At 62.9% G+C, this 20,638-nt stretch carries 23 protein-coding genes; 7 read left to right on the top strand and 16 right to left on the bottom strand.

What is annotated here, in order from left to right; genetic code table 11:
* Positions 1-28 precede the first annotated feature (28 nt).
* Positions 29-898, top strand: coding sequence for a 1,4-dihydroxy-2-naphthoate polyprenyltransferase (locus tag ACVZUB_RS08370; protein WP_007728497.1), 870 nt, complete (start codon positions 29-31; stop codon positions 896-898).
* 12 nt (positions 899-910) lie between these two features.
* On the opposite strand, the gene ACVZUB_RS08365 is transcribed toward ACVZUB_RS08370, so the two are convergent.
* From ACVZUB_RS08365 to ACVZUB_RS08350, 4 genes are read right to left on the bottom strand one after another with little or no spacing between them, the layout of a single operon-like run.
* Positions 911-1,291 (bottom strand): phage holin family protein, encoded by a 381-nt coding sequence (locus tag ACVZUB_RS08365; RefSeq protein ID WP_003941998.1) that lies wholly within the window; start codon positions 1,289-1,291, stop codon positions 911-913.
* 49 nt (positions 1,292-1,340) lie between these two features.
* Positions 1,341-1,907 carry a Clp protease N-terminal domain-containing protein gene (locus tag ACVZUB_RS08360; protein WP_003941949.1) on the bottom strand — a complete coding sequence of 189 codons (567 nt, stop codon included), beginning with the start codon at positions 1,905-1,907 and terminating at the stop codon, positions 1,341-1,343.
* A gap of 5 nt (positions 1,908-1,912) precedes the next feature.
* Positions 1,913-2,164 (bottom strand): helix-turn-helix domain-containing protein, encoded by a 252-nt coding sequence (locus ACVZUB_RS08355; RefSeq protein ID WP_003941869.1) that lies wholly within the window; start codon positions 2,162-2,164, stop codon positions 1,913-1,915.
* 54 nt (positions 2,165-2,218) lie between these two features.
* Positions 2,219-2,956, bottom strand: a complete 738-nt coding sequence (locus ACVZUB_RS08350; RefSeq protein ID WP_054828445.1) for a lysophospholipid acyltransferase family protein — start codon at positions 2,954-2,956, stop codon at positions 2,219-2,221.
* Between the two features lie 122 nt (positions 2,957-3,078).
* Between ACVZUB_RS08350 and ACVZUB_RS08345 the strand changes: the two genes are divergently transcribed.
* Positions 3,079-3,702 (top strand): GNAT family N-acetyltransferase, encoded by a 624-nt coding sequence (locus ACVZUB_RS08345; protein ID WP_063314764.1) that lies wholly within the window; start codon positions 3,079-3,081, stop codon positions 3,700-3,702.
* Here ACVZUB_RS08345 and cds1 read toward each other — a convergent pair.
* Both cds1 and ACVZUB_RS08335 read right to left on the bottom strand, forming a co-directional pair.
* Entirely contained in the window at positions 3,600-4,703 is a 1,104-nt protein-coding gene (gene cds1 / locus ACVZUB_RS08340; RefSeq protein ID WP_063314765.1) for an L-cysteine desulfhydrase Cds1, read from the bottom strand. The two genes, ACVZUB_RS08345 and cds1, sit on opposite strands and share 103 nt — an antisense overlap.
* Positions 4,700-5,086, bottom strand: a complete 387-nt coding sequence (locus ACVZUB_RS08335; protein WP_482628287.1) for a DUF4229 domain-containing protein — start codon at positions 5,084-5,086, stop codon at positions 4,700-4,702. The genes cds1 and ACVZUB_RS08335 overlap by 4 nt, the downstream gene beginning before the upstream one ends.
* 291 nt (positions 5,087-5,377) lie before the next feature.
* On the opposite strand from ACVZUB_RS08335, the gene ACVZUB_RS08330 reads away from it, so the two are divergent.
* Positions 5,378-5,590: a BldC family transcriptional regulator gene (locus tag ACVZUB_RS08330; protein ID WP_003942029.1), complete on the top strand. Its 213-nt coding sequence runs from the start codon at positions 5,378-5,380 to the stop codon at positions 5,588-5,590.
* A gap of 165 nt (positions 5,591-5,755) precedes the next feature.
* Positions 5,756-5,962, top strand: a complete 207-nt coding sequence (locus ACVZUB_RS08325) for a hypothetical protein (RefSeq protein ID WP_003941996.1) — start codon at positions 5,756-5,758, stop codon at positions 5,960-5,962.
* 25 nt (positions 5,963-5,987) lie between these two features.
* On the opposite strand, the gene ACVZUB_RS08320 is transcribed toward ACVZUB_RS08325, so the two are convergent.
* From ACVZUB_RS08320 to hemL, 7 genes are all read right to left on the bottom strand, one after another.
* Complete coding sequence (locus ACVZUB_RS08320; protein ID WP_482628286.1) at positions 5,988-7,649, bottom strand: MinD/ParA family ATP-binding protein; 1,662 nt, start codon at positions 7,647-7,649, stop codon at positions 5,988-5,990.
* A gap of 143 nt (positions 7,650-7,792) precedes the next feature.
* Positions 7,793-8,755 (bottom strand): c-type cytochrome biogenesis protein CcsB, encoded by a 963-nt coding sequence (gene ccsB, locus ACVZUB_RS08315; protein WP_003941951.1) that lies wholly within the window; start codon positions 8,753-8,755, stop codon positions 7,793-7,795.
* Positions 8,752-10,416 carry a cytochrome c biogenesis protein ResB gene (resB, locus tag ACVZUB_RS08310; protein WP_003942064.1) on the bottom strand — a complete coding sequence of 555 codons (1,665 nt, stop codon included), beginning with the start codon at positions 10,414-10,416 and terminating at the stop codon, positions 8,752-8,754. Before resB ends, ccsB begins: the two co-directional genes overlap by 4 nt.
* Positions 10,413-11,261: a cytochrome c biogenesis CcdA family protein gene (locus ACVZUB_RS08305; RefSeq protein WP_007735278.1), complete on the bottom strand. Its 849-nt coding sequence runs from the start codon at positions 11,259-11,261 to the stop codon at positions 10,413-10,415. The genes resB and ACVZUB_RS08305 overlap by 4 nt, the downstream gene beginning before the upstream one ends.
* 2 nt (positions 11,262-11,263) lie before the next feature.
* Positions 11,264-11,869 (bottom strand): TlpA disulfide reductase family protein, encoded by a 606-nt coding sequence (locus ACVZUB_RS08300; RefSeq protein ID WP_007735280.1) that lies wholly within the window; start codon positions 11,867-11,869, stop codon positions 11,264-11,266.
* On the bottom strand, positions 11,866-12,525 hold the full coding sequence (locus ACVZUB_RS08295; RefSeq protein ID WP_003941868.1) for a histidine phosphatase family protein: 660 nt from the start codon (positions 12,523-12,525) through the stop codon (positions 11,866-11,868). The genes ACVZUB_RS08300 and ACVZUB_RS08295 overlap by 4 nt, the downstream gene beginning before the upstream one ends.
* 66 nt (positions 12,526-12,591) lie before the next feature.
* Positions 12,592-13,917 (bottom strand): glutamate-1-semialdehyde 2,1-aminomutase, encoded by a 1,326-nt coding sequence (gene hemL, locus ACVZUB_RS08290; protein WP_219468062.1) that lies wholly within the window; start codon positions 13,915-13,917, stop codon positions 12,592-12,594.
* A 110-nt stretch (positions 13,918-14,027) separates the two neighbouring features.
* Here hemL and ACVZUB_RS08285 point away from each other — a divergent pair, with 110 nt between their 5' ends.
* Together ACVZUB_RS08285 and ACVZUB_RS08280 are read left to right on the top strand one after the other, a co-directional pair.
* On the top strand, positions 14,028-14,375 hold the full coding sequence (locus ACVZUB_RS08285) for a hypothetical protein (protein ID WP_064113984.1): 348 nt from the start codon (positions 14,028-14,030) through the stop codon (positions 14,373-14,375).
* A gap of 59 nt (positions 14,376-14,434) precedes the next feature.
* The gene (locus tag ACVZUB_RS08280) at positions 14,435-16,366 is read left to right on the top strand and encodes an acyl-CoA dehydrogenase family protein (protein ID WP_024487810.1); all 1,932 of its coding nucleotides are present in this window, start codon (positions 14,435-14,437) and stop codon (positions 16,364-16,366) included.
* 40 nt (positions 16,367-16,406) lie between these two features.
* Here ACVZUB_RS08280 and ACVZUB_RS08275 read toward each other — a convergent pair whose 3' ends face one another.
* Entirely contained in the window at positions 16,407-17,423 is a 1,017-nt protein-coding gene (locus tag ACVZUB_RS08275) for an ABC transporter permease (RefSeq protein ID WP_075832659.1), read from the bottom strand.
* Between the two features lie 131 nt (positions 17,424-17,554).
* Between ACVZUB_RS08275 and ACVZUB_RS08270 the strand changes: the two genes are divergently transcribed.
* Positions 17,555-18,115, top strand: a complete 561-nt coding sequence (locus tag ACVZUB_RS08270) for a TetR/AcrR family transcriptional regulator (protein ID WP_007735287.1) — start codon at positions 17,555-17,557, stop codon at positions 18,113-18,115.
* Here the strand turns inward: ACVZUB_RS08270 and ACVZUB_RS08265 are convergent.
* Positions 18,106-18,981: a TIGR03619 family F420-dependent LLM class oxidoreductase gene (locus ACVZUB_RS08265; protein ID WP_482628285.1), complete on the bottom strand. Its 876-nt coding sequence runs from the start codon at positions 18,979-18,981 to the stop codon at positions 18,106-18,108. The two genes, ACVZUB_RS08270 and ACVZUB_RS08265, sit on opposite strands and share 10 nt — an antisense overlap.
* Positions 18,978-20,636: an ABC transporter substrate-binding protein gene (locus ACVZUB_RS08260; protein WP_482628284.1), complete on the bottom strand. Its 1,659-nt coding sequence runs from the start codon at positions 20,634-20,636 to the stop codon at positions 18,978-18,980. The genes ACVZUB_RS08265 and ACVZUB_RS08260 overlap by 4 nt, the downstream gene beginning before the upstream one ends.
* Positions 20,637-20,638 lie beyond the last annotated feature (2 nt).

The following is a 20,638-nucleotide window of genomic DNA, read 5'->3' as shown; positions in this document are numbered from 1 at the left end:
TCGTATTGCACAGTGCAAAGATCGTTGTATGGCAACAGCTGCTCAATGGATCGAAGGCGCGAGGCCGCGCACACTCCCGAACGCGATTGCGCCCGTGCTGGTCGGCACCGGAGCCGCGGCGTCCCTGGACCTCGCAGTGTGGTGGAAGGCGCTCCTGGCACTGATCGTCTCCTTGGCCTTGATCGTCGGGGTGAATTTCGCGAACGACTACTCCGACGGAATCCGCGGAACGGACGACGACCGCGTCGGGCCACTGCGCTTGGTCGGATCGAAGTTGGTCAGTCCCGGAGCCGTGAAGGCCGCGGCGATCAGCTGCTTCACCGTTGCCGCGGTAGCCGGGTTCGTTCTGGCGGCGACCACAGCCTGGTGGCTGGTTGCGGTCGGCGTGTTCTGCATCATCGGTGCCTGGTTCTACACCGGCGGCAAGAAGCCTTACGGATACAGCGGGTTCGGCGAGATCGCCGTGTTCATCTTCTTCGGACTGATTGCAGTACTGGGAACTCAGTTCGTACAGGCCGAGCGGGTGGATCTGGCCGGGCTGGCCGGCGCGATTGCCATCGGTTCGTTCTCGAGCGCGGTGCTCGTTGCCAACAATCTTCGAGACATCCCGACCGACACCGAGTCCGGAAAGATCACTCTCGCAGTCCGGCTCGGCGACGCCAGGACCCGCACGCTGCACGTGATCCTGCTGGCCGTCCCGTTCGTCGCGACCCTGCTGCTGATCCTGCGTACTCCGTGGGCATTGCTCGGATTGCTGGCGTTGCCACTGGCAATCCGAGCCAACGCCCCACTGCGTTCGGGCGGGCAGGGTATGGCCCTGATCCCCGCGTTGCGCGACACCGGACTCGCCATGCTCGTCTGGGGTGCCGCGACCGCAGTTGCGCTCAGTCTCGCCTGAAAGTCGACGGACTCAACGGTTGTCCGGGACGAACGCGCTGAGCAGGAAGTTCACGATCGAGATGATCAGCGCGCCCCAGACTGCCGTCCAGAAGCCGTCGACCGTCAAGCCGTAGGACGTTCCGGACGAGATCCACGCCGTCAGCATCAGCATGAGGGCGTTGATCACGAGCGTGAACAATCCGAGAGTCAGGATGAGCAGCGGTAGCGAGAGAAGCTGCACTACCGGCTTGATGAACGCGTTGACCACCGTGAAGATCAAAGCGATCACCGCGATCACGAGAACCGTGCCCCAGGTGCCGTTGTCGTGGTTGGCGATCGTGATGCCGGTGACCCACGCCGACGCCAGCCAGATGGCTATGCCGTTGATGATGAGACGTGCCAGAAATGTCATGTCTGAATGCTGGCACATCCCGCCCCGTGCATGCGGAGCCGTGCCGAATCTAGGCGGCGCGATTCATCTTCGCTTCCAAGCGCTCACGGATCACCGACATCGTGACCTGCGTTTCGAGGGCCTGACGGGTAGGCCCGTCGGCGACACGCAGGATGCCGAGCAGGATGTGTTCGGCACCGATTCGATTGTCCTTGTGCGCGAGCGCTTCACGGAGCGAGAGTTCCAACACCTTCTTGGAGTCCTTCTCGAATCGTGAACGAGGGAACCCGAATCGGCTCTTGCGAGAAGTGTCGACGCCGTCCGGCACAGGAGTCTCGTCCAGCACACCTTCGCCGAAGGACTGCTCGAGACTCTCCCGAACCGCATCGAGATCGATGCCGATCGACTTGAGTATCTCGGCGTCGTCGTCGAAATTGTTGGAGCTACCTTCGTTCGATCCGGCGCCGGCGTGGCGGATCACGTCGAGCGTGACACCAGACTCGGTGAGCACCTCGGTGGCGATGCCCCGATCAGAGGTGAGCAGCGCGGTCAGAAGTTCCATCGGCGTGACAGGACCGGAGCCGGCGACAGCATCGACAACGACGCCTCGAGCCTGTGCGGAGAACCTTTCGAACATGGCAATTACCTGCCCTTCTCGCGCAGTGAACGCAGCATCGATTCCGACTGCGCGGACGCGTATTTCTTGTGGACGGCTTGACGGCTGACCTCGAGAGCTTCCGCGATCGCCTGCCAGGACCATCCGTGACGGCGCGCATTAGCGACCTGAATGGCCTCGAGTTTTTCGAGAAGACGACGCAGCGCTCGAACAGCACGCAATCCCTCGGTGGGATCCGGGCTACCGGCGGCAGCAGCGAGAGAGGTTGCTTCGGTCATGATGTCAATTTAGGTTGACAACCGGAATCTGTCAACCAAAATTGACAGGCGCGCCTAGTATCCGGCGACGGCCCCGTTCACTGCCACCTGCAAATCCGCCTGCACAGTTCGGGCGATATCCATCGGCTTGTCCGGAAGTTCGGTCACCGGCATTCCGACAAAGACACTCGCAGCCTTGACGTCGCCGGCCACCGGACCGTAGTTGATGCCGATCGACACCAGAGCCGGTGAGCATCCCAATTTCTCGGCGCGCGCGATGATGTGGCCGATTCCACTGTTGACGTGCTGCAACCGCGTCGGATCTTCGGTGTTGCACGTCCCTTCCGGGAAAATCGCCAGACAATCCCCGTTGCCCAGACGCTCGGCCGCGACGTCCATCATCACTCGGCCGGCATCCGAAACAGCCCGGAGACCGTAGTTCTTGCTGCGAAAAACCGGGATGCTGCCCATCATGTCGACCTTCTTGCGCTGTGAAGGATCAACGAAGAGTTCGTCTTTGGCGAGGACCCGGGTCCGTCCGATCACTCGACGCAACGGAGTACGCCACGCGGTCGCGGCGAGCGTGAACTGGTCGCTCTCGGTCAGATGATTGACCGCCACGACCAACTGCGTCTTACGTTCCAGCAGAGTCTTCAGCGCAGCTTCCGCACCCGGCGCGTACCTCACTCGCGGGCGGTACTTCAGCGCCAATGCGGCATAAGCGAGCTTCGCCACGAATCGGTTCTGCTGATGACTGCGGTAGTACTCGTACACAGCCTCGTAATTGTCGAGTGAAACTTCAGGATTGCCCATGGTCCGCCCTCGCTGGAGAAGTGCCCCTTGACCAAACGATACACAACCTACGGTTGCGTAGGTTTGCGTTACAGAAGGCGTAGCGCTGGGAGAAACTCCACTCTCGAGGTAAAACGGTTTCTGTGATCCGCTCGGCCATATCCACCGACCTACCCGCACTGCAACAGATCGAGATCGCCGCGGGCGAACCGTTCCGAGACATCGGGATGGACGCCATCGCAGACGATCCACCGCCGACGCTCGACGAGTTGAACGATTTTCTCGCAGCCGAGCACATCTGGGTTCAGACCGACGCAAACGACGTACCCGTTGCGTACGCGCTCGTCGAGATCGTGGACGGCGGTGCGCATATCGAACAGGTCTCCGTTCACCCCGATCATGCCCGCAAAGGCCTCGGAGCTCAGCTGATCGACGCCGTCACCGAATGGGCGGCGGACCATCACCACGATCTCGTGACTCTGACGACGTTCGTCGACGTTCCGTGGAACGCGCCGTACTACGAGCGACTCGGGTTCGTGCGTCTGGCCGAGAACACGCTCTCTCCCGGCCTGATACGCATCAGAACGGACGAGCAGTCGTCCGGGCTGGACGCCTGGCCGCGGGTGACGATGAGCCGCCCGTCACACGGTCCGGCGCCGGCGATTCAGGAACTGGCCGTCCACGCACCCGAACGGACGAACTCGTCCAGCACTGCCGTCGGACCGAGCAGGTCGATCCCTTCCGACGCCACCCATTCGTCGTTGTAGTACGTCCCCGAGTAACGCTCTCCGCCGTCGCACAGGAGGGTGACGACGCTGCCGCTGCGCCCGGCCGCCATCATTTCGGCAATCAACGCAAAAGCTCCCCACAGGTTCGTCCCCGTCGAGCCGCCCACTTTGCGCCCCAGGGCCGCGCTGGCGTGCCGTGCGGCCGCGATCGAGCCTGCGTCCGGCACCTTGATCATTCGGTCGACCACCTGACCGACAAACGACGGTTCGACGCGCGGACGGCCGATGCCCTCGATCCGGGAACCTCGAGTACCGACGATCGACGGATCGCTCGCTCGCCACGCGTCGAAAAACACGGAGTGCTCCGGGTCCACCACGCACAGCCCCGTGTCGAATTTCCGGTAACGAAGAAAGCGGCCGATCGTGGCACCGGTTCCGCCCGTCCCGGCTCCGACGACCACCCAGTCGGGAATCGGATGTTCCTCGTGTTCGAGCTGAGTGAAGATCGATTCGGCGATGTTGTTGTTTCCGCGCCAATCCGTCGCGCGCTCGGCGTGGGTGAACTGGTCCATGTAGTGACCGTTCAACTCACTCGCGAGCCGATGCGATTCCGAGTAGATCGACGACGGATCGCTCACGAAATGACAACGTCCCCCCTGCGCCTCGATCAACGCGATCTTGGCGGGACTCGTGCTCGCGGGCATCACCGCGACAAAATCCAGGCCCAGCAACTTCGCGAAATACGCCTCGCTGACAGCAGTCGATCCGGACGACGCTTCGATGACAGTGGTCTCTTCGGTAACCCAGCCGTTGCAGATCGCGTAGAGGAAAAGCGACCGTGCGAGTCGATGCTTGAGACTCCCCGTGATGTGGGTCGACTCGTCCTTCAGATAAAGCTGGACGGTCCAGTTACTCGGCAGCGGATAGCGCAGCAGGTGAGTGTCCGCGCTGCGTTGCGCGTCGGCTTCGATCAACCGCACCGCGTTGTCGACCCACTGGCGTGAGGTCCGACGGTCGACGTCGAGCGAGCCCGTGGTCACCGCCCGTCTCCGCGCAGCTTGGAGCGAAGATCGTCACGATCGGACCGACGCTGGGCGTCGACCGCCGCAATGCCCGCATTGACACGCTTGCGCAGTTTCGCGAAGAACAGCAACGACAGCGGCAGCGCGATCAGAACTGCGAACAGCGCCGCGACGATCAAGGGAACGTCCGTGCCGGCGAGCTTTCCGCCACCGATGATGACGGCACCGATCACGACGACAAGCAGCAGCCGAGCGACCGAGTACAGCACCACGTCGCGGGCCAGTTGACCCTTGGTCACCGGCCCGGAAGCCGACTTTGCTTGCCCAGAGTTTGCGGAAGGTTTACTGGCCTTAACCGGCTCAGAAGGAACATTTTCGGGGTTTTCAGACAACTGACTCACCCTCTCAGGTTACCCATTCCGAATACGGGTGGGACCGAGCCCGCTATATCCATTTTGTCCTTTACTTAAACATTACTTTTTCTTGAAAGATCGACTACCCGGCTATATCTGTGCAAACATTGCGCTACCACTCAGAAAACGGTCGAATGTGAGCGAAGGACTTCGAAACAAACTCGACGCAGGTTTTTGGCAACTGGTCGACACACCGGTTCGGAACCAAAGTTCGGAATCACTGCTCGGTTCGGAATCACTGTTCGTCAAACGTTCGACATCAACATGGAGGACCTCACAATGAGCGCACCAACCTTCAATACCGCCGCAGACGCACTCATGACGCCCGGACAGGTAGCGGCATTGTTTCATGTCGATCCCAAGACCGTGACCCGCTGGGCACACGCAGGACGACTGGGCTCGCTTCGCACGCCAGGAGGACATCGTCGATTCCGTGAGACCGAGGTCATGCAGCTTCTGCGCTCGCTGACCACCGAAGCAGACAACAACTGAGCAAACTCGGCTCACTTCGAAGCACTTTGCAGTACCCGACAGATCTTGCAGTACCCGACAGATACAGCACTAGCGCACTGAGCCGAAACGCTTGTCCGCACCACTTCTGGTGAAGCGGGGCGGAGACTGAGTAGGCTCGACTTCAGTTCCCTGAGGAGGTGCGCCGTGTTGTATCTGTTGGCGTTGGTGGGTTTGGTGACATTGATCGTTCTGATGTGGAAGGCATTCGGGCCCGATCCGTCGACGCGCACCCCGGTGAGCGGTGTACGCGGGCCGGATGACGATCCCGAATTCCTGTGGAATGTGAACCAGCAAACACGACGCAAGCGCACGGAAGGTCCGGACGTACCGCCGACTGACGCGTCGACGTAGCGTCCGGGCTCGCCCGGCTATCCGATTACCGCCCCGTCAACGCGAACGGGGAGGCCGGAAAGTCCTGCGCAACCACCGCAGCCAACTCCAGCACCGCTTCCCGAGTACCTGGACGCAGCCGGTCCAGATCGATTTCGGCGCCCTCTTCCAAATGCGGATCGAACGGAATCAGTTTCACCGCTCGACAGCGCTGCTCGAAGTGCTCGACGACCCGCGGCAGATCAACCTTGCCCGAGCGAGGCCGTACCGCGTTGATGACAGCTACGGACGTGGCGACCAGCCTGCTGTAACCGTGAGCGTCGAGCCAGTCAAGTGTTGCGGAGGCGCTACGTGCACCGTCGACGGAACCGGAACTGACGACGATCAACGAATCTGCACCTTCGAGAATGGCCTGCATCGCCGAGTGCATCAATCCGGTGCCGCAATCGGTCAGAACTATGCTGTAGAACTTCTCGAGCATGTCGACCGTGCGCGTGTAGTCCCCACCGCTGAAGGCCTCTGAAACTGCTGGATCGCTGTCGGAGGCAAGCACTTCGAGCCGGTGTCGATTTTGCGATGTGTAGCCACGGACGTCGCTGTACTTCTCGATGCTGTTCTCGTCGCGCAGCAGGTTTCGCACTGTTGCCGGAGTTTCGAGCGGGATCTTCTGGCTCAGCGTTCCCCGGTCGGGGTTTGCATCGACAGCGACGACGCGATCGCCGCGGATCGAGCCGAACATCGACCCCAGTGTCGCTGTGGTCGTGGTCTTTCCGACGCCGCCTTTGAGACTGAGCACCGCAACCTTGTAGCAGCCCTGCAGCGGCTGGTTGATCTGGCGCGTCAACTCGACGAGGTGCTGCTCCTTTGCACCGTTTCCGAGGTTCACCGATCGGCCGGACAACGTGTACAGCGCCTTGCGCCAGCCACCCACCGGGGCAGGCCGGACAGGCCGCTTGACGAGGAGCGCAGCCGAGAGATCTTGCGCAGTCATCGGGAGAGCGGACTCGAAGCGACTGTCCGGAGCCGAGGTGAGTCCGGTCTGCGGCATCAGAGCGCGAGTAGGTGGCGCCGTCGGCGGGGCCATCGGCACGGCCTGACCATTCTGGAGGGCGTGGCCGTTCTGCACCGGCGCAGCGCCGGGATGACCGAACTGCCGAATCGCGGGATTGGGCGGATGGACGCCGGGCGAAAAAGGTGCCTGCGGTTGCTGGAGCGGTCTCGCGGATGAATGCGCCGTCGGGCCGGGCTGCGAATTCTGAACAGGATGCAGGTTCTGAACAGGCTGCGAGTTCCGAACAGGCTGCGAATTCTGAACAGGCTGCGGAACGCCAGTTCGTGAATCAGGAAGCGACCCTCCACGATTCGTAGGTTCGTAGGTCTGCATCGGCATCGCAGGCGAGGTCGAGAACTGGCCGTTGATCGGGCCTGGCTGCGCTGCCGGATACTGGATGACCGGAGTCTTGGGACCTGGTACCGGAGCCGCTGGGGTCGTCGTCGGCGGCGGAGCGGCGGGTGCACCGGGCGCCTGGCCGGCGACTTGCTGGAGCGGCCCGGAGTCGACCGGGGCCACGAAGAGACTACGAACGTCGCTGGGAACCGAGTCCGATGACGGCTCGGGCGCGGATGCGCGCGGCTCGCGCCGCGTCGGCTCGGCTGGGCGCACCGGCTCCCACAATCCTGCTCCGGCGTCTTCAATCTTGTCGGCCATCTCGCCGCTCCCCCTCGTCGATCCCACAGCTACCAGACAGCTAGTAATTCGCCAAGCTGCATCGTAACTGTTGCCCGCCCCTGACGTACCTACCGGTAATATCTACAGACCGGTCGGCAGCCACCCACGGTACCTCGAGAGGATCAGGTGAGTCCCGCGTAGGAGTGCAAGCCGGAGACGACCATGTTGATGATGAAGAGATTGAACAGCATCGCAACAAAACCGGCGATGTTGATCCAGGCGGCCTTCGTCTCCCGCCACCCGGACGTTGCCCTCGCATGCAGGTAGGCCGCGTAGATCACCCAGGCGATGAAGGACATCGTCTCCTTCGGATCCCAACCCCAGAAGCGTCCCCACGCAGCTTCCGCCCAGATGGCACCGAGGATGACGCCGGCGCCGAACAGCGGAAACGCGATGATCGTGCTCTTGTACGCCAAGCGGTCGAGAGTCTGGGCATCGGGCAGTCGCTCTGCGATCCGGCCACCGATGCTCGTGCCTTCGTCACCGGGCGGGAACTTCAGTCGCAGCAGGAACAGAAGGCTCGCGATACCGCCGATCATGAAGATTCCGGAACCGACGCTGACGATCGTCACGTGAATCGGAAGCCAGTACGAGCGTAGCGCCGGCACCACGGGAGCCGCGTCGGCGTAGAGGACCGTGCCGGCGAGGAACATCAAGATCAGAACCGGCACCAGCAGGAAGACCCACATCGGACGGTACGCCGGCTTGATCAACAGGACGTGCCCGACCAGCAACGACGCCGCACACGCCATCGCCACGAATTCGTACATGTTGCCGAGCGGGAATCGTTCCGTCGCAAATCCGCGGAGCACGATCGACGCGATGATCAGCACCGTTCCGACGACCAGGACAGCTCGGCCCATTCCGCCGAATCGTTCCGAGAGCGACTTGCTCGGAGTCTCCGCGACCCTGCCAGGCACGGATGCGTCGACACCGCCGGCGGAGACCAGTTCCTTGTCCTGAACCGCCTTTGCTCTGGCCGACGCGTACTGCACGATGAGCAGCACAAACGCCAGCACGAGCACGGTGAAGGCGGACTTGAAGGCCCAGTCGCTGTACTGCGCGAGTGTCTCGTTCGTTGTCATCGGGCGTTCTCCTGCGCGTGCGGTTGGTTCACCGCGGTGGTCGGATTGCTTTTCAGCAAGCGGTCGGCGAGGCGGTCGAACTCGTCGCCCCAGCCTGCGTGGTCGGTGCGGGCAAGCCCACCAAGTTCTACTACAGTACGTCGTTCGTCATCTGGATAGATACGTGCCCAGACGCGGCGACGCTTGATCACGAGCGAGACGAGTAGGCCCGCCATCATGGTCAACGCCGAAACCAACACCCACACCTGAGCGGGATCGTGGGAGACCTGCAGGTTCACGAAGTCGACGGCACCATCGAATCGCACCTGGGTTCCGTCGGCAAGCGTCGCGCTCTCCCCCGGAAACAGATTGACTCGATCCTGCTTGACCAGTCGGCCCTGATTGATCAGTTCGGTGTTGAGTTCGAACAGCGATTGCGGGTTACCGGTATCGAGTCCGGTGTCGCCCTTGTAGATGTCGATGGCGACTGCCGGATCGTTCATCGCCGGGTAACTCGACGACAGCAGGTTGCCGTGGAACAGCGCGGTGGGCGCGAACAATCCTTCGATGGCAATCTGATTCTTCCGACGCTCGTCCGCATCGGGATACATGCCGCCCGGCGGGTCGAAGCGCATCGCGCCACTGCTCAGGAACGTCGTGGCGTCGTCCGGACGCCACTGGAGCGTCTCGGTGCGGGTCTCACCGTTCGGGAACGTGACGGTGAACGTCGGCGCATATCCGTGTCCCTGCAGGTACACACGATCGCCGGCGATCCGCAGCGGGTGGTTCACCTGGATGGTCGTGTCCCGCCAGGTATCGGACTCGAGGTCGTCGCCTGCCTGGTACGAGATGTCCGAGGTGAACATCTCGGCCTGACCGGTCTCGAGGTAGTCGGCCTGGAAATTCTTCACACGTACACACAGCGGGGTCATGCCGGTGCCGTCGAGGCTCAGACCGGCGACGAAGGAGTCGAACACTGCCGGCGAGGTCGTGCAGAACCCGGGGCCGTCGTTGGCGATGACGATGCGATTGCCCTCGTAGCCGAACAACTTGCCCGCGGCGATCGCGATCAACAATCCGACCAGCGAGAGGTGGAACACGAGGTTGCCGAACTCGCGGAGGTATCCCTTCTCCGCCGAGATGGTGATCTCGCCTTCGCGTCGTGATTTCGAATCGCCGCGACGCGTTTCGACGCGCCACCCGCGCAGTTCTTTCGACACCCGGGCAGCAAGTTCGTCGGGAGTCTCGCCGTCCACGACGCTCTTGGTGTGGTGCGGCAGGCGAGCAAGATTGCGCGGCGCATTCACCGGACGGGTGCGCAGCGCCTTCGCGTGCTCCACGCAACGCGGCAGGATGCAGCCGACCAGCGAGATGAAGAGCAGTGCGTAGATCGCGGTGAACCAGAAACTGCTGAACACGTCGAACAATTCGAGGCGGTCCATCCACGGACCGAGCGTCGGACGCGCGGCGATGTAGTCGGTGACCTTGCCCTCGTTGAGGGTTCGCTGTGGCAGCAGGGCGCCGGGGATCGCAGCGAGCGCGAGGAGGAACAGCAGTACCAGCGCGGTCCGCATCGAGGTGAGCCCGCGCCAGGTGTTGCGCCCGAGTGCAACGACTCGACCGATCACCGACTGCTTCGGCAGCACGGGTTTCGGGTGGTCGTTATTGTCGTCAGCTGTCATATCGGCAGCGTCACCTCCGAGATAAATGCGTCGCGAACCCAGCCGACGAACTGGTCCCACGCGCCGGTGACGAGGGCGATTCCCACTGCCACCAACATGATTCCGCCGAAAATTTGAATGGTGCGTGCATTACGACGCAACCAGCCGACGCCGGTCAGCGCGCGCGCCGATCCCAGCGCCAAGATGATGAACGGCAGGCCGAGTCCGATGCAGTACGCGACGATCAACGTGACACCACGCGCGGCGGTCATCCCGTCGGTTCCCGCCGCTACGGACATCACGCCTGCCAATGTCGGACCGAGGCACGGCGTCCAGCCCAGAGCGAACACTCCCCCGAGCAGCGGCGCACCCACCAGTGACGACACGCGACGCGGTTCGAAACGAACGTCCTTCTGCAGCGCCGGAATCAGCCCGATGAAGACGAGACCCATTGCGATGGTGACGACACCGCCCACTCGCATCAGGACCTCGCGGTTGACGAGCAGCGTGGAGATCACGCCGAATACCGACGCGGTCGCGAGGACGAACACAACGGTGAAGCCCGCGACGAACAGTCCGGCCGCACCGGCCACCCTCAGTCGACTGCTCCGGGTGATCGTCCGCGTCTTCGCCTCTTCGGCGGTGATCGCGGGAGCGTCGGCACCGACGACGCCGGCCAGGTAGGACAGGTAGCCGGGAACGAGCGGCACGACGCACGGTGAAGCGAACGACACCAGACCGGCGAGCACACAGGCGCCGAGGGCGAGCAGAAGCGGACCGGACGACGCCGCGTTCTGAAACGCTTCGCCCACACCGGCACTCAATGTGTCGCTGCCGGCCAGCAGCGTAGTGGTCGTGGTTGTCATCTTTACTGCGCGTCTTCCTGAGCTACTCGCTGGACGACGGGCAGCAAATCCTCGGCGAGAAGTTCTTGGAGGAACACCGCGGCGACGCGATGCTGGCGGTCCAGGACGATCGTCGTCGGAATGACCGACGTGGGGTAGCCGTCACCGAGGGCGATCAGCGAACGCATCGACGGGTCGTAGATCGACGGGTACGAGACCTTGTTGTCGACCACGAAGTCCTGCGCTTTGTTCTTGGTATCGTCGCGGACGTTGATGCCGAGGAACTGCACGCCCGAATCCTTGGTCTGCTCGTAGACCTGTTCCAGGTCGTCGGCTTCGGCACGGCACGGTCCGCACCACTGACCCCAGACGTTGAGGACGACGACCTTGCCCTCGAAGTCCTCGACACCGACCTTCTGACCTTCGTTCATCAGATCGGGCCCGGAGAGCTTGCCGATGGTGCCTCGGTCGGACGGCGGATCGTAGAAGATCTTGGTTTGTCCGCCCGGTGAGACGAAGTCGAAAGTTCCGCCCTGTGCGACGGCGTCGTCGCCGGTCGCGCAGGACGAGAGAAGAAGCATCGCCGACGCAGCGGCTGCGAATGCTGCGGCGATGCGGCGCGAAATCATGCTCCTGTCACTCTCGGGTCGGAGGCGCCGGCAGGTTCGGAGTAGACGATGTCGACCAGGGTGTCGCCTTCGTAGACCAGTGACGTCAACGACGCCAGTCCACACTGACGGTGACGGGGATCGTGCCACAGACGCTCACCCTGCAGGAATCGACGCAGAGTCCAGACCGGAAGCTGATGGCTGACGACGACGGCTTCGTGTCCGACTGCCGCGACGCGTGCGGCATTGACGGCTGCGAGCATGCGATGCGCGATCTGCAGGTAGGGCTCGCCCCAGGACGGGGTGAACGGGTCGCGCAGTTTCCACCAGTGACGCGGACGCGAGAGCGCACCGTCCCCGACGGCAACCTTGAGACCCTCGAACTCGTTGCCTGCCTCGATCAGGTTTTCGTCCGTGACGATGTCGAGCTTGTGTGCCTCGGCGATCGGAGTCGCGGTCTCTTGCGCCCGCTGCAGCGGCGACGCGACCACGTGGGTGATGTCGTGATCGGCGAGCACCGACGCGACCGCACGAGCCTGAGCTTCGCCCGCCACCGACAACCGGAAGCCCGGGAGCCGTCCGTAGAGGATCCCGCGCGGGTTGTGTACTTCGCCGTGGCGCAGGACGTGGACGATGGTGCGGGTGGACGTGTGGTCGGGGTGATCGGCGTCGGTCACAGTCGAGGGTCCTCGCTGAAGATGATGGATGTCGGAAGCGTGCGGGTCTTCTGGAATGGGAACTGGTCAGGGCTTGACGGCAGCAGCTGCGGCCTTGGCTGCGTGCGGCATGGCGTCGGCGATGATCGAGAAGGCTCGATCGTCGAGTGCTGCGGAGACGAACCACGCTTCGAACGCGCTCGGCGGCGGGTACACGCCGCGGGAGAGCAGTGCGTGGAAGAAGGCGGGGAATCGCCAGGTCTGCGCGGCTTTGGCTTCGTCGTAGTTGGTCACCGTGTTCTCGGTGAAGAACACGCTCACCAAGGTGCCTGCGTACTGCACTCGGTGTTCGACGCCTTCGGCGGTGAGTGCTTGGGTCATGAGGTCGCCGAGGGCGGTCGCGTTCCGGCCGAGCTTGGCGTACACCTCGGCGTCGGCGGCGCGCAGGCTCGCGAGTCCGGCGGCGACGGCTACGGGGTTACCCGAGAGGGTGCCTGCCTGGTAGACGGGACCGTCCGGTGCGAGGTGGCCCATGATGTCGGCGCGGCCGCCGAATGCTGCGGCGGGCAGTCCGCCGCTCATGACCTTGCCGAAGGTGTAGAGGTCGCCTGCGACGTTGTCGATGCCGTACCAACCCGAGGCACTGACGCGGAATCCGGTCATCACCTCGTCCATGATCAGGAGTGCGCCGTGCTCACGGGTGAGACGACGCAGACCCTCGTTGAAACCGGGAAGCGGTGCGACGGCGCCCATGTTTCCGGCGGCAGCTTCGGTGATGACGCACGCGATGCCGCCGGGATTGGCCGCGAAGGCCGCGGCCACCGCGTCGAGATCGTTGTAGCGCACGACGATGGTGTCTTCTGCTTGAGCGCCGGTCACGCCGGGAGAGGTCGGCAGCCCGAACGTCGCGAGGCCGGATCCGGCGTCGGCGAGAAGGGCGTCGACGTGGCCGTGATAGCAACCGGAGAACTTGACGATCTTGGTGCGTCCGGTGAATCCGCGGGCGAGGCGGACTGCGCTCATCGTGGCTTCGGTTCCGGAGTTGACCAGGCGAACCTTTTCCACGGGCGCGACGCGGGCGACGATTTCCTCGGCGAGGGCAACTTCGCCTTCGGTCGGCGCACCGAAGGAGAGACCTCCGAGGGCTGCTTCGCGAACGGCTTCGACGACTGCCGGGTGAGCGTGCCCGAGAATCATCGGACCCCAGGACGACACCAGGTCGACGTAATTGTTTCCGTCGACGTCGGTGAGGGTGTAGCCGGATGCTTCGCGAATGAATCGCGGTGTTCCGCCGACCGAACCGAACGCGCGGACGGGCGAGTTGACGCCACCCGGAATCACGTTGCCGGCACGTTCGAAGAGCCGAGCGGAGTTCGTTGCATGCACGTCGGGATCACCGGAAGACACAGTCACGGCTTCCAGTGTCCCAGTTCTGTCGAATCTGACAACGACAGGGTGTAGGACTTCGGTGCTCGAGGCGAGTTTTCCGGTCGAACCGGGCCCCGCGTGAGACGATTCCGGACATGAAGCGACTGTTGACGACGCTGATAGTCTCGGCTGCGATTCTTCTCACATCGTGTGGTTCGGACGCTTCGAACGACGACAAGGCGACAGTTTCGTCGCCGCCGAGCGCCACCGACTCGGCTCGAACCACCGCAGCGACGAGCACCGACCCCGCGTTTCTCGGCGGGTGTTCGGCGGTGTCCGTCTACGTTCAGCAGCGTGTTCAGAGCGGCGACACGTCGACCCAGACGGCGGGCGCCGACTTCCTGAAGATCGTCGAGAACGACCCTTCGTACCAGGCTATGTCCGAGAGCGAGAAGGAACTCTTCCGCCAAGGAATCGAAGCGGGTGCCGCGGGCTCCTGCTGAATGTGAGGTTGGGATCGAACCGGGTTGCCCGCGGTGCGCTACGCGCTATCGTCGGTTCCATGGCCACCACAGCGGACCACCTCAGGACAACACTCGACGGACGCTGGCGGGAGGTGCGTGAGCGCGTTCGCGGCGAATTGAACGACGAACGTTTTGCTCCGCACTACACACCCAACACCGCCATTGCGCGCTCCAAGGCTCTCGAACAGATGCGGGTCCTCGCCGATCTCGGGTACGCCGCAAACGGTTTCGCGGTCTCTCACGGCGGAACGGGCGACGCGGGTGGCGCCGTCACCAGCATCGAGATGCTCGCGATGTCCGACCTCTCACTGATGGTCAAGGCCGGCGTCCAGTGGGGTCTGTTCGGCGGCGCCATCGAAAACCTCGGCACCGAGCGTCACCACCAGGCGTACGTCAAGCCGCTGATCGATCTGGACCTGCTCGGTTGCTTTGCGATGACCGAGACCGGTCACGGCAGCGACGTCCAGGAACTCGAAACCACGGCGACCTACGACGTCGAGACGGGCGAGTTCGTCGTCAACTCCCCCACTCCGTCCTCTCGCAAGGACTACATCGGCGGCGCTGCCCAGCACGCCACCGTCGCAGCGGTGTTCGCACAGCTGATCACCGGAGGCGAAAGTCAGGGCGTCCACTGCTTTGTCGTGCCGATTCGTGACGACGCCGGCAACGACCTCCCCGGCGTCACGACGTCCGACTGCGGGCTCAAGGGTGGACTGCCCGGAGTCGACAACGGCCGCATCGTCTTCGACCAGGTCCGCATCCCGCGTGAGAATCTACTCAACCGTTACGCCGACGTCGCCGAGGACGGCACGTACAGCTCGGCGATCGAGAACCCGAACCGTCGTTTCTTCACGATGGTCGGCACACTGGTTCGTGGACGTGTCACCGTCGGTGGTTCCGCGGCAGCGGCCGCCCGCGTCGGATTGGCCATCGCCGGTCGATACGCCCTGCAGCGCAGGCAGTTCAGTGCTCCGAAGAGTGACGACGAAGTCCTGATCATGGACTACCTCGTCCACCAGAAGCGTCTGCTGCCGTTGATCGCCCGCTCGTACGCTCTGCAGTTCGCACAGAACGAACTCGTCGCCGCGATGCACGACATCCAGAGCAGCGACGACCCGGATCCGCAGGAGCAGCGCGAACTCGAAGGTCGCGCCGCCGGACTCAAGGCCGCCAACACCTGGCATGCCACTCGGGCCATCCAGGAAGCACGCGAAGCCTGCGGCGGCGCAGGCTATCTCGCCGAGAACCGCCTCACCGCACTCAAGGCGGACACCGACGTCTTCACCACGTTCGAGGGTGACAACCACGTTCTGACGCAGTTGGTCGCAAAAGAACTCCTCACCTCCTACGCCGACGAAGTCCGCGGCATGAGCCCGGTCGACTGGATGCGCTTCGCCGCTACGACGGTCTCCGACGTGGTCAAGAAACGCACGGCAGCGCAGCAGATCCTGCAGACGATCGTCGACACTCGCCAGGACAACGAAGAGGACGGCAGCCTCTTCAATCGCGGCACCCAGATGAAGATGTTCGAAGACCGCGAAGAGTACCTACTCGCCACTGCGGCAAGGCGATTGCAGGCAGCGCAGAAGCGCGAGGAGAACCCGTTCGACGCGTTCAACTTCGTGCAGGACCACGTGCTCAAAGCCGCTCAGGCGCACATCGAGCGCGTCATCCTGGAAGCATTCGTCGCCGGCATCGACTCGTGTGAGGACGAGACCGCAAAGGAACTCTTCGGCGAGGTGTGCGATCTCTACGCACTGTCCGTGATCGAAGAGGACAAGGCCTGGTTCATGGAGCACCGGCATCTGTCGGTGGAGCGTTCGAAGGCCGTGACGCGCGGAATCAACGAGCGTTGCCGCACCCTGCGCCCCCACGTCGAGACACTGATCGACGGGTTCGGCATTCCGGACATCCTGCTGGGGTCCGCGATGCTCGACGGACCGGGCACCGACGCGGTACGGCTGAAGTAAAGGGTTCGGGTGGGGTCGGCAATCGCCGGCCCCACCACACTCAGTGCGCTGCTGCCTTTTTCGACTGGCGAGAGGCGAGCAGTCCGGTCAGGCCGAGTGCCGCGACCAGCCAGATCCCCAGAACGAGCAGGTGCGGTCCGGCGCCGTTGCCACTGAAGTAGATGACGGAGCGGATGGGCTCCATGGCTGCCGATCCGAGCCAGAACGAATGGATGTGCTGCCAAAATCCCGGCAGGAACGACACCGGAATGGCACCACCCGAACTCGGGAAGTTGATGAAAACGAGCACCGTCAGCACCGCGAAGATCGCGGCTTGGCCGAGCAGTCGATTGAGCAGAATGCTCACCGCACCGACGGTGAACGTGTAAACCATCGAGATTCCCAGCAGTTGCAGGATCTGGCCGAATGACGCCCCGAAGGCGTGCATGAAGATGCTGGTGATGCCGAAGGCTATGAGCGGGGTGAGTATCGCCGCACCGGCCAGGATCGAATACTGCTCTCGCAACCGCATTCTCGGCGCAACCTGACTGAGCACCGTGATGGTCAGGTAGCCACCGAGGGTGCAGACGATCAGGAAGTAGAAGAGTCCGACAGTCGAGGAGTCGCGCGCCGTGACAGGCGCCGAGTCGATCACCGTGACCTGCTGCCCCGTCTGCTCCGCAACCGAATGCGCCAAGCTGCTCACCACGGAAACCGTCGAGGCGCCCGCGCCGGTGGCGATATGTGCGGTCACGGTGTCACCGATCTCGATGGCGCCGATCGCATCGCGGTTGTCGATCCGAGAGAGTGCGTCGGCGGCGTTGGCTGTGGCAACGATGTCGAACTTGTCACCCGACGAAGCCTGGATTCCGTCGATCAGCGGGGCCGTGACGGACGGCGACCCGACCACCACGATCGGTGCCTGATTCGGCGTCGGCGAATGGAAGGCGCTGACGTAGCACAAGCAGAACATGATGACGAAGAACAACGGAAATGCGAGTCCACTGCCCACCATCTTCCAATTGGTCGGCGGATCGACAACTTCTTCGCTGGGTGCTCGGACGTCGGTATCTGTCATATTCCACGCTCTCTTCACTAACCGCATCTAGCTGTCAACACCGTTGACAGACTCAACAGTCAACACCGTTGACACGTTATAGTCAACGCCGTTGACAACGCGGTCGGCGAGCGAGCACAGAGGTCGATGTCGTGACACCCACGAGGCACACGCCAGAGCAGGAGCACCCCTCGACATCCGAGGCGATTCGCGCGGCGGCGTTCCAACTGTTCGGCGAGCACGGGTTCGGCGGCACGTCAGTTCGCGCCATCGCCAAAGTTGCCGGAATCGATCCGGCCCTGGTCATCCGGCATTTCGGGTCCAAAGAAGCACTGTTCCTGGAAACCACGCCGGTTGCGGACTACTTCGAAGGCCAGTTCGACGGCCCACTCGACACCCTCGGTGAGCGAATCGCCGCCTTCGTCCTGGGCAAGGCCGACGCCCGGATGCTGTCGGTGTACACAGCGCTCATGCGAGCGTCGGACAGTCCACGCATCCGGGAGCGACTCCGAGACATGACCGGAGTATTCGCCACCAATCTCGCCGCTCGTCTAGACGGCGAAGACGCGTACACCCGCGCACTCCTGGTCTCCGCCCAGGTGTCCGGGCTGTTGAGCGTCCTCAGCGACGAGAGTATCCCCCAGTCCGCAGATCGCGACGAGTTGGCAAAACTCTACGGCCGGGCGATGCAGACGCTGATCGATCAGTACTGAGCGATGACCTCCTCGGCAAACCGCCGAATGGAGTCGAGTCGTCCCTGACGATCACCGGCGTCAACTCCGTAGTGATACCAGGGCAAAACTCTGATTTCCGTGACTCCGAGAGTCTCGAGTTCGCGATATCCGTCCAGATCACGAACATCCGTCGGCGAGACGTTGACGCCGAAAGAAATATCGGCACGACCGTACTCGACCCGCAATTCCGTGAGACGATCGATGGCGCAGGCTAATTCGGCTTTGGTCGTGTTCACCGACATCCAACCGTCGGCCAGCCTGGCTGCACGGCGCAACCCCGGTTCGCTGTGCCCACCGATGTAGATCGGAACCGGAATTTCCGGAGCAGGACTGATCATCAGAGCGTCGAAATCGTAGTGCTTGCCGTGGTATTCGACCCATTCCGGCCCACGTCCCGCACACACCGCCTTGATGATCTCGATGGCTTCGTCGGTACGCGCGCCGCGGGTGCGCATCTCGGTACCGGTGAAGGTGAATTCCTCGGGAATCCAGGACAAACCGACGCCGAGAGCGACGCGGTTCCTCGACATCACGGCCATGGTCGCGACCTGCTTGGCTACCAACAGCGGATCGCGCAGTGGAAGTTTGAACACGTTGGTGTAGAACTGAATTCGCGATGTGACGGCCGCCATCGCCGCCATGGCAATGAACGGATCAGGCATCGGCGTCTCGGGCGCCCACATCCGCTTCCCGTCAGCAGTGTACGGGTACGGCGCCGACACCTGCTCCGGATAGAACACGGAATCCGGCATCGCGATTCCGTCGAACCCCACCTCTTCGGCGACCTGCGCCAACTCGCACAGTTCCAGGGCGTCGATCATCGCACCCGCCAAGGACCACTTCATCGTTCCACCGTTTCGCCGTTGGGCGAGATCCAAGCGCCGCCCAAGAACATGATGTCGGTGATGTTGCGTACGACGCCGTGAACATTGCCGTCCCATGCGGTCAACACCGACGCCGGCCCCCAGATCACGTAAGGCACAGTCACGTTGGCGTACTCCTGCACCTTGCTGATCGCCTCACGAACAGCATCGTCCGTCGATGCCGTCTGCACAGCTGTGATCATCGCGTCCATCTCCGGGTCCGCGAAGCCGGACGGGTTGTTCTTCGAATCACTGGCCATACTGTTGTACAAATTGAGGTACGGCGCTTCTTCTCCGACCGGAGCGCCACCTCTGGTCATGTCGAAATCGTGGTCCTTGTATACCCGTCGAACCAGATCGGTCACATCGGTCGCGTAGTCGATGGTGACGTCGAAACCGATCGCGTTCAGCGACGCCTGAACCGTCAGTGCCGTCGCCTGTTGGCTCGGCTCCGAGGTGGTGAGGTAGCGGAGTTTCCCGTCAAACCCGTCGGACTTCGCTTGATCGAGCAGCGCCTTTGCCTTCACCTGATCGAACGGAATGCCTGCTGTGTTGTTGTACCAACGTGACGTCTGCGGGACCAGTTCGGAACTGGCGGTGCCCAATCCGTTGTTCGCCCGGGTATTGACCGCCGCCGGATCCACCCCGTAGGCGATCGCCTGACGGACGCGAACATCGGCCCCGGGCTTGCCCTCACGGTTGTTGATCGTGCCGATCCCGTTCTGTCCGGTCGGACTGAGGTAACCCGAGTATCCGTCGTCGAGAGCTTGTTCGATCACGGCCTCGTCGCGGAGAATGTACGTCATGTCGATCTGGCCGCTCTTCAACGATTCGTACTGAGACTGCGCACCCGATGTAGGAACAAACCGCACTGTGTCCAGTGGAGGTTTACCGCCCTGATAATCCGTGCGTGCGGCGAGTACCAGTTCTTCGTGCGGGGCGAACTTGGCCAGGGTGAACGGACCCGCCCCGATCGGTGTGAACGCTCCCTCCCCGGTTCCTGAAACCGACCCTGCCTCTCCCCCTGAACTTCGCGCAACGATCATTCCGGGCCCGAGCGACAACAGCGCCGGGAATTGACGCCAGGGCCGCTCGAGCACGAATTCGACTGTGGTGGCGTCGGGCGTCTCGATCCGATCCACGATGTTGAGCCAGGTCTGCGATACATCACCCTTGCCTGCCACGAATCGATCGATACTCCACTTCACCGCTTCCGCGTCGAGCGGACTTCCGTCGCTGAAGGTGAGGCCATCAGCCAAAGTGACGGTGTACGAGGTGAAGTCGCTGTTGTTCGACAGTGTCTTCGCGAGTTGTGGCACGAAGCTCCCGTTTGTGGAGTCGCTGCGTACCAGCGTGTCGTAAATCGCGGCCATTTCGGTTCCGCCGGTCGAACCGGCGGCTTGCGTTCTCGTGGGGTCCAACGAGGAAGGGAACGAATAGGACCCGAAGGTGAGAACACCGCCGTCGATCCGCTCCCCCACATCTGGGGCGCCCACAAAACCAGCTGCGCCACTACTGCTCGGTGAAGCCGATCCCGAGTTGTCCCCACTGCTCGACGCGCAGCCGGCCAACATCAATGCACCGGCAAGCCCGAGCGCGACAAAGCGAGGGCCGAACCTAATCTTCCTGGTGTACATAC

It is taken from the genome of Rhodococcus sp. OS5 (assembly GCF_056837585.1).
The sequence above is the reverse complement of the archived record's forward strand: the minus strand, read 5'-3'. Positions and strand labels throughout refer to the sequence as shown.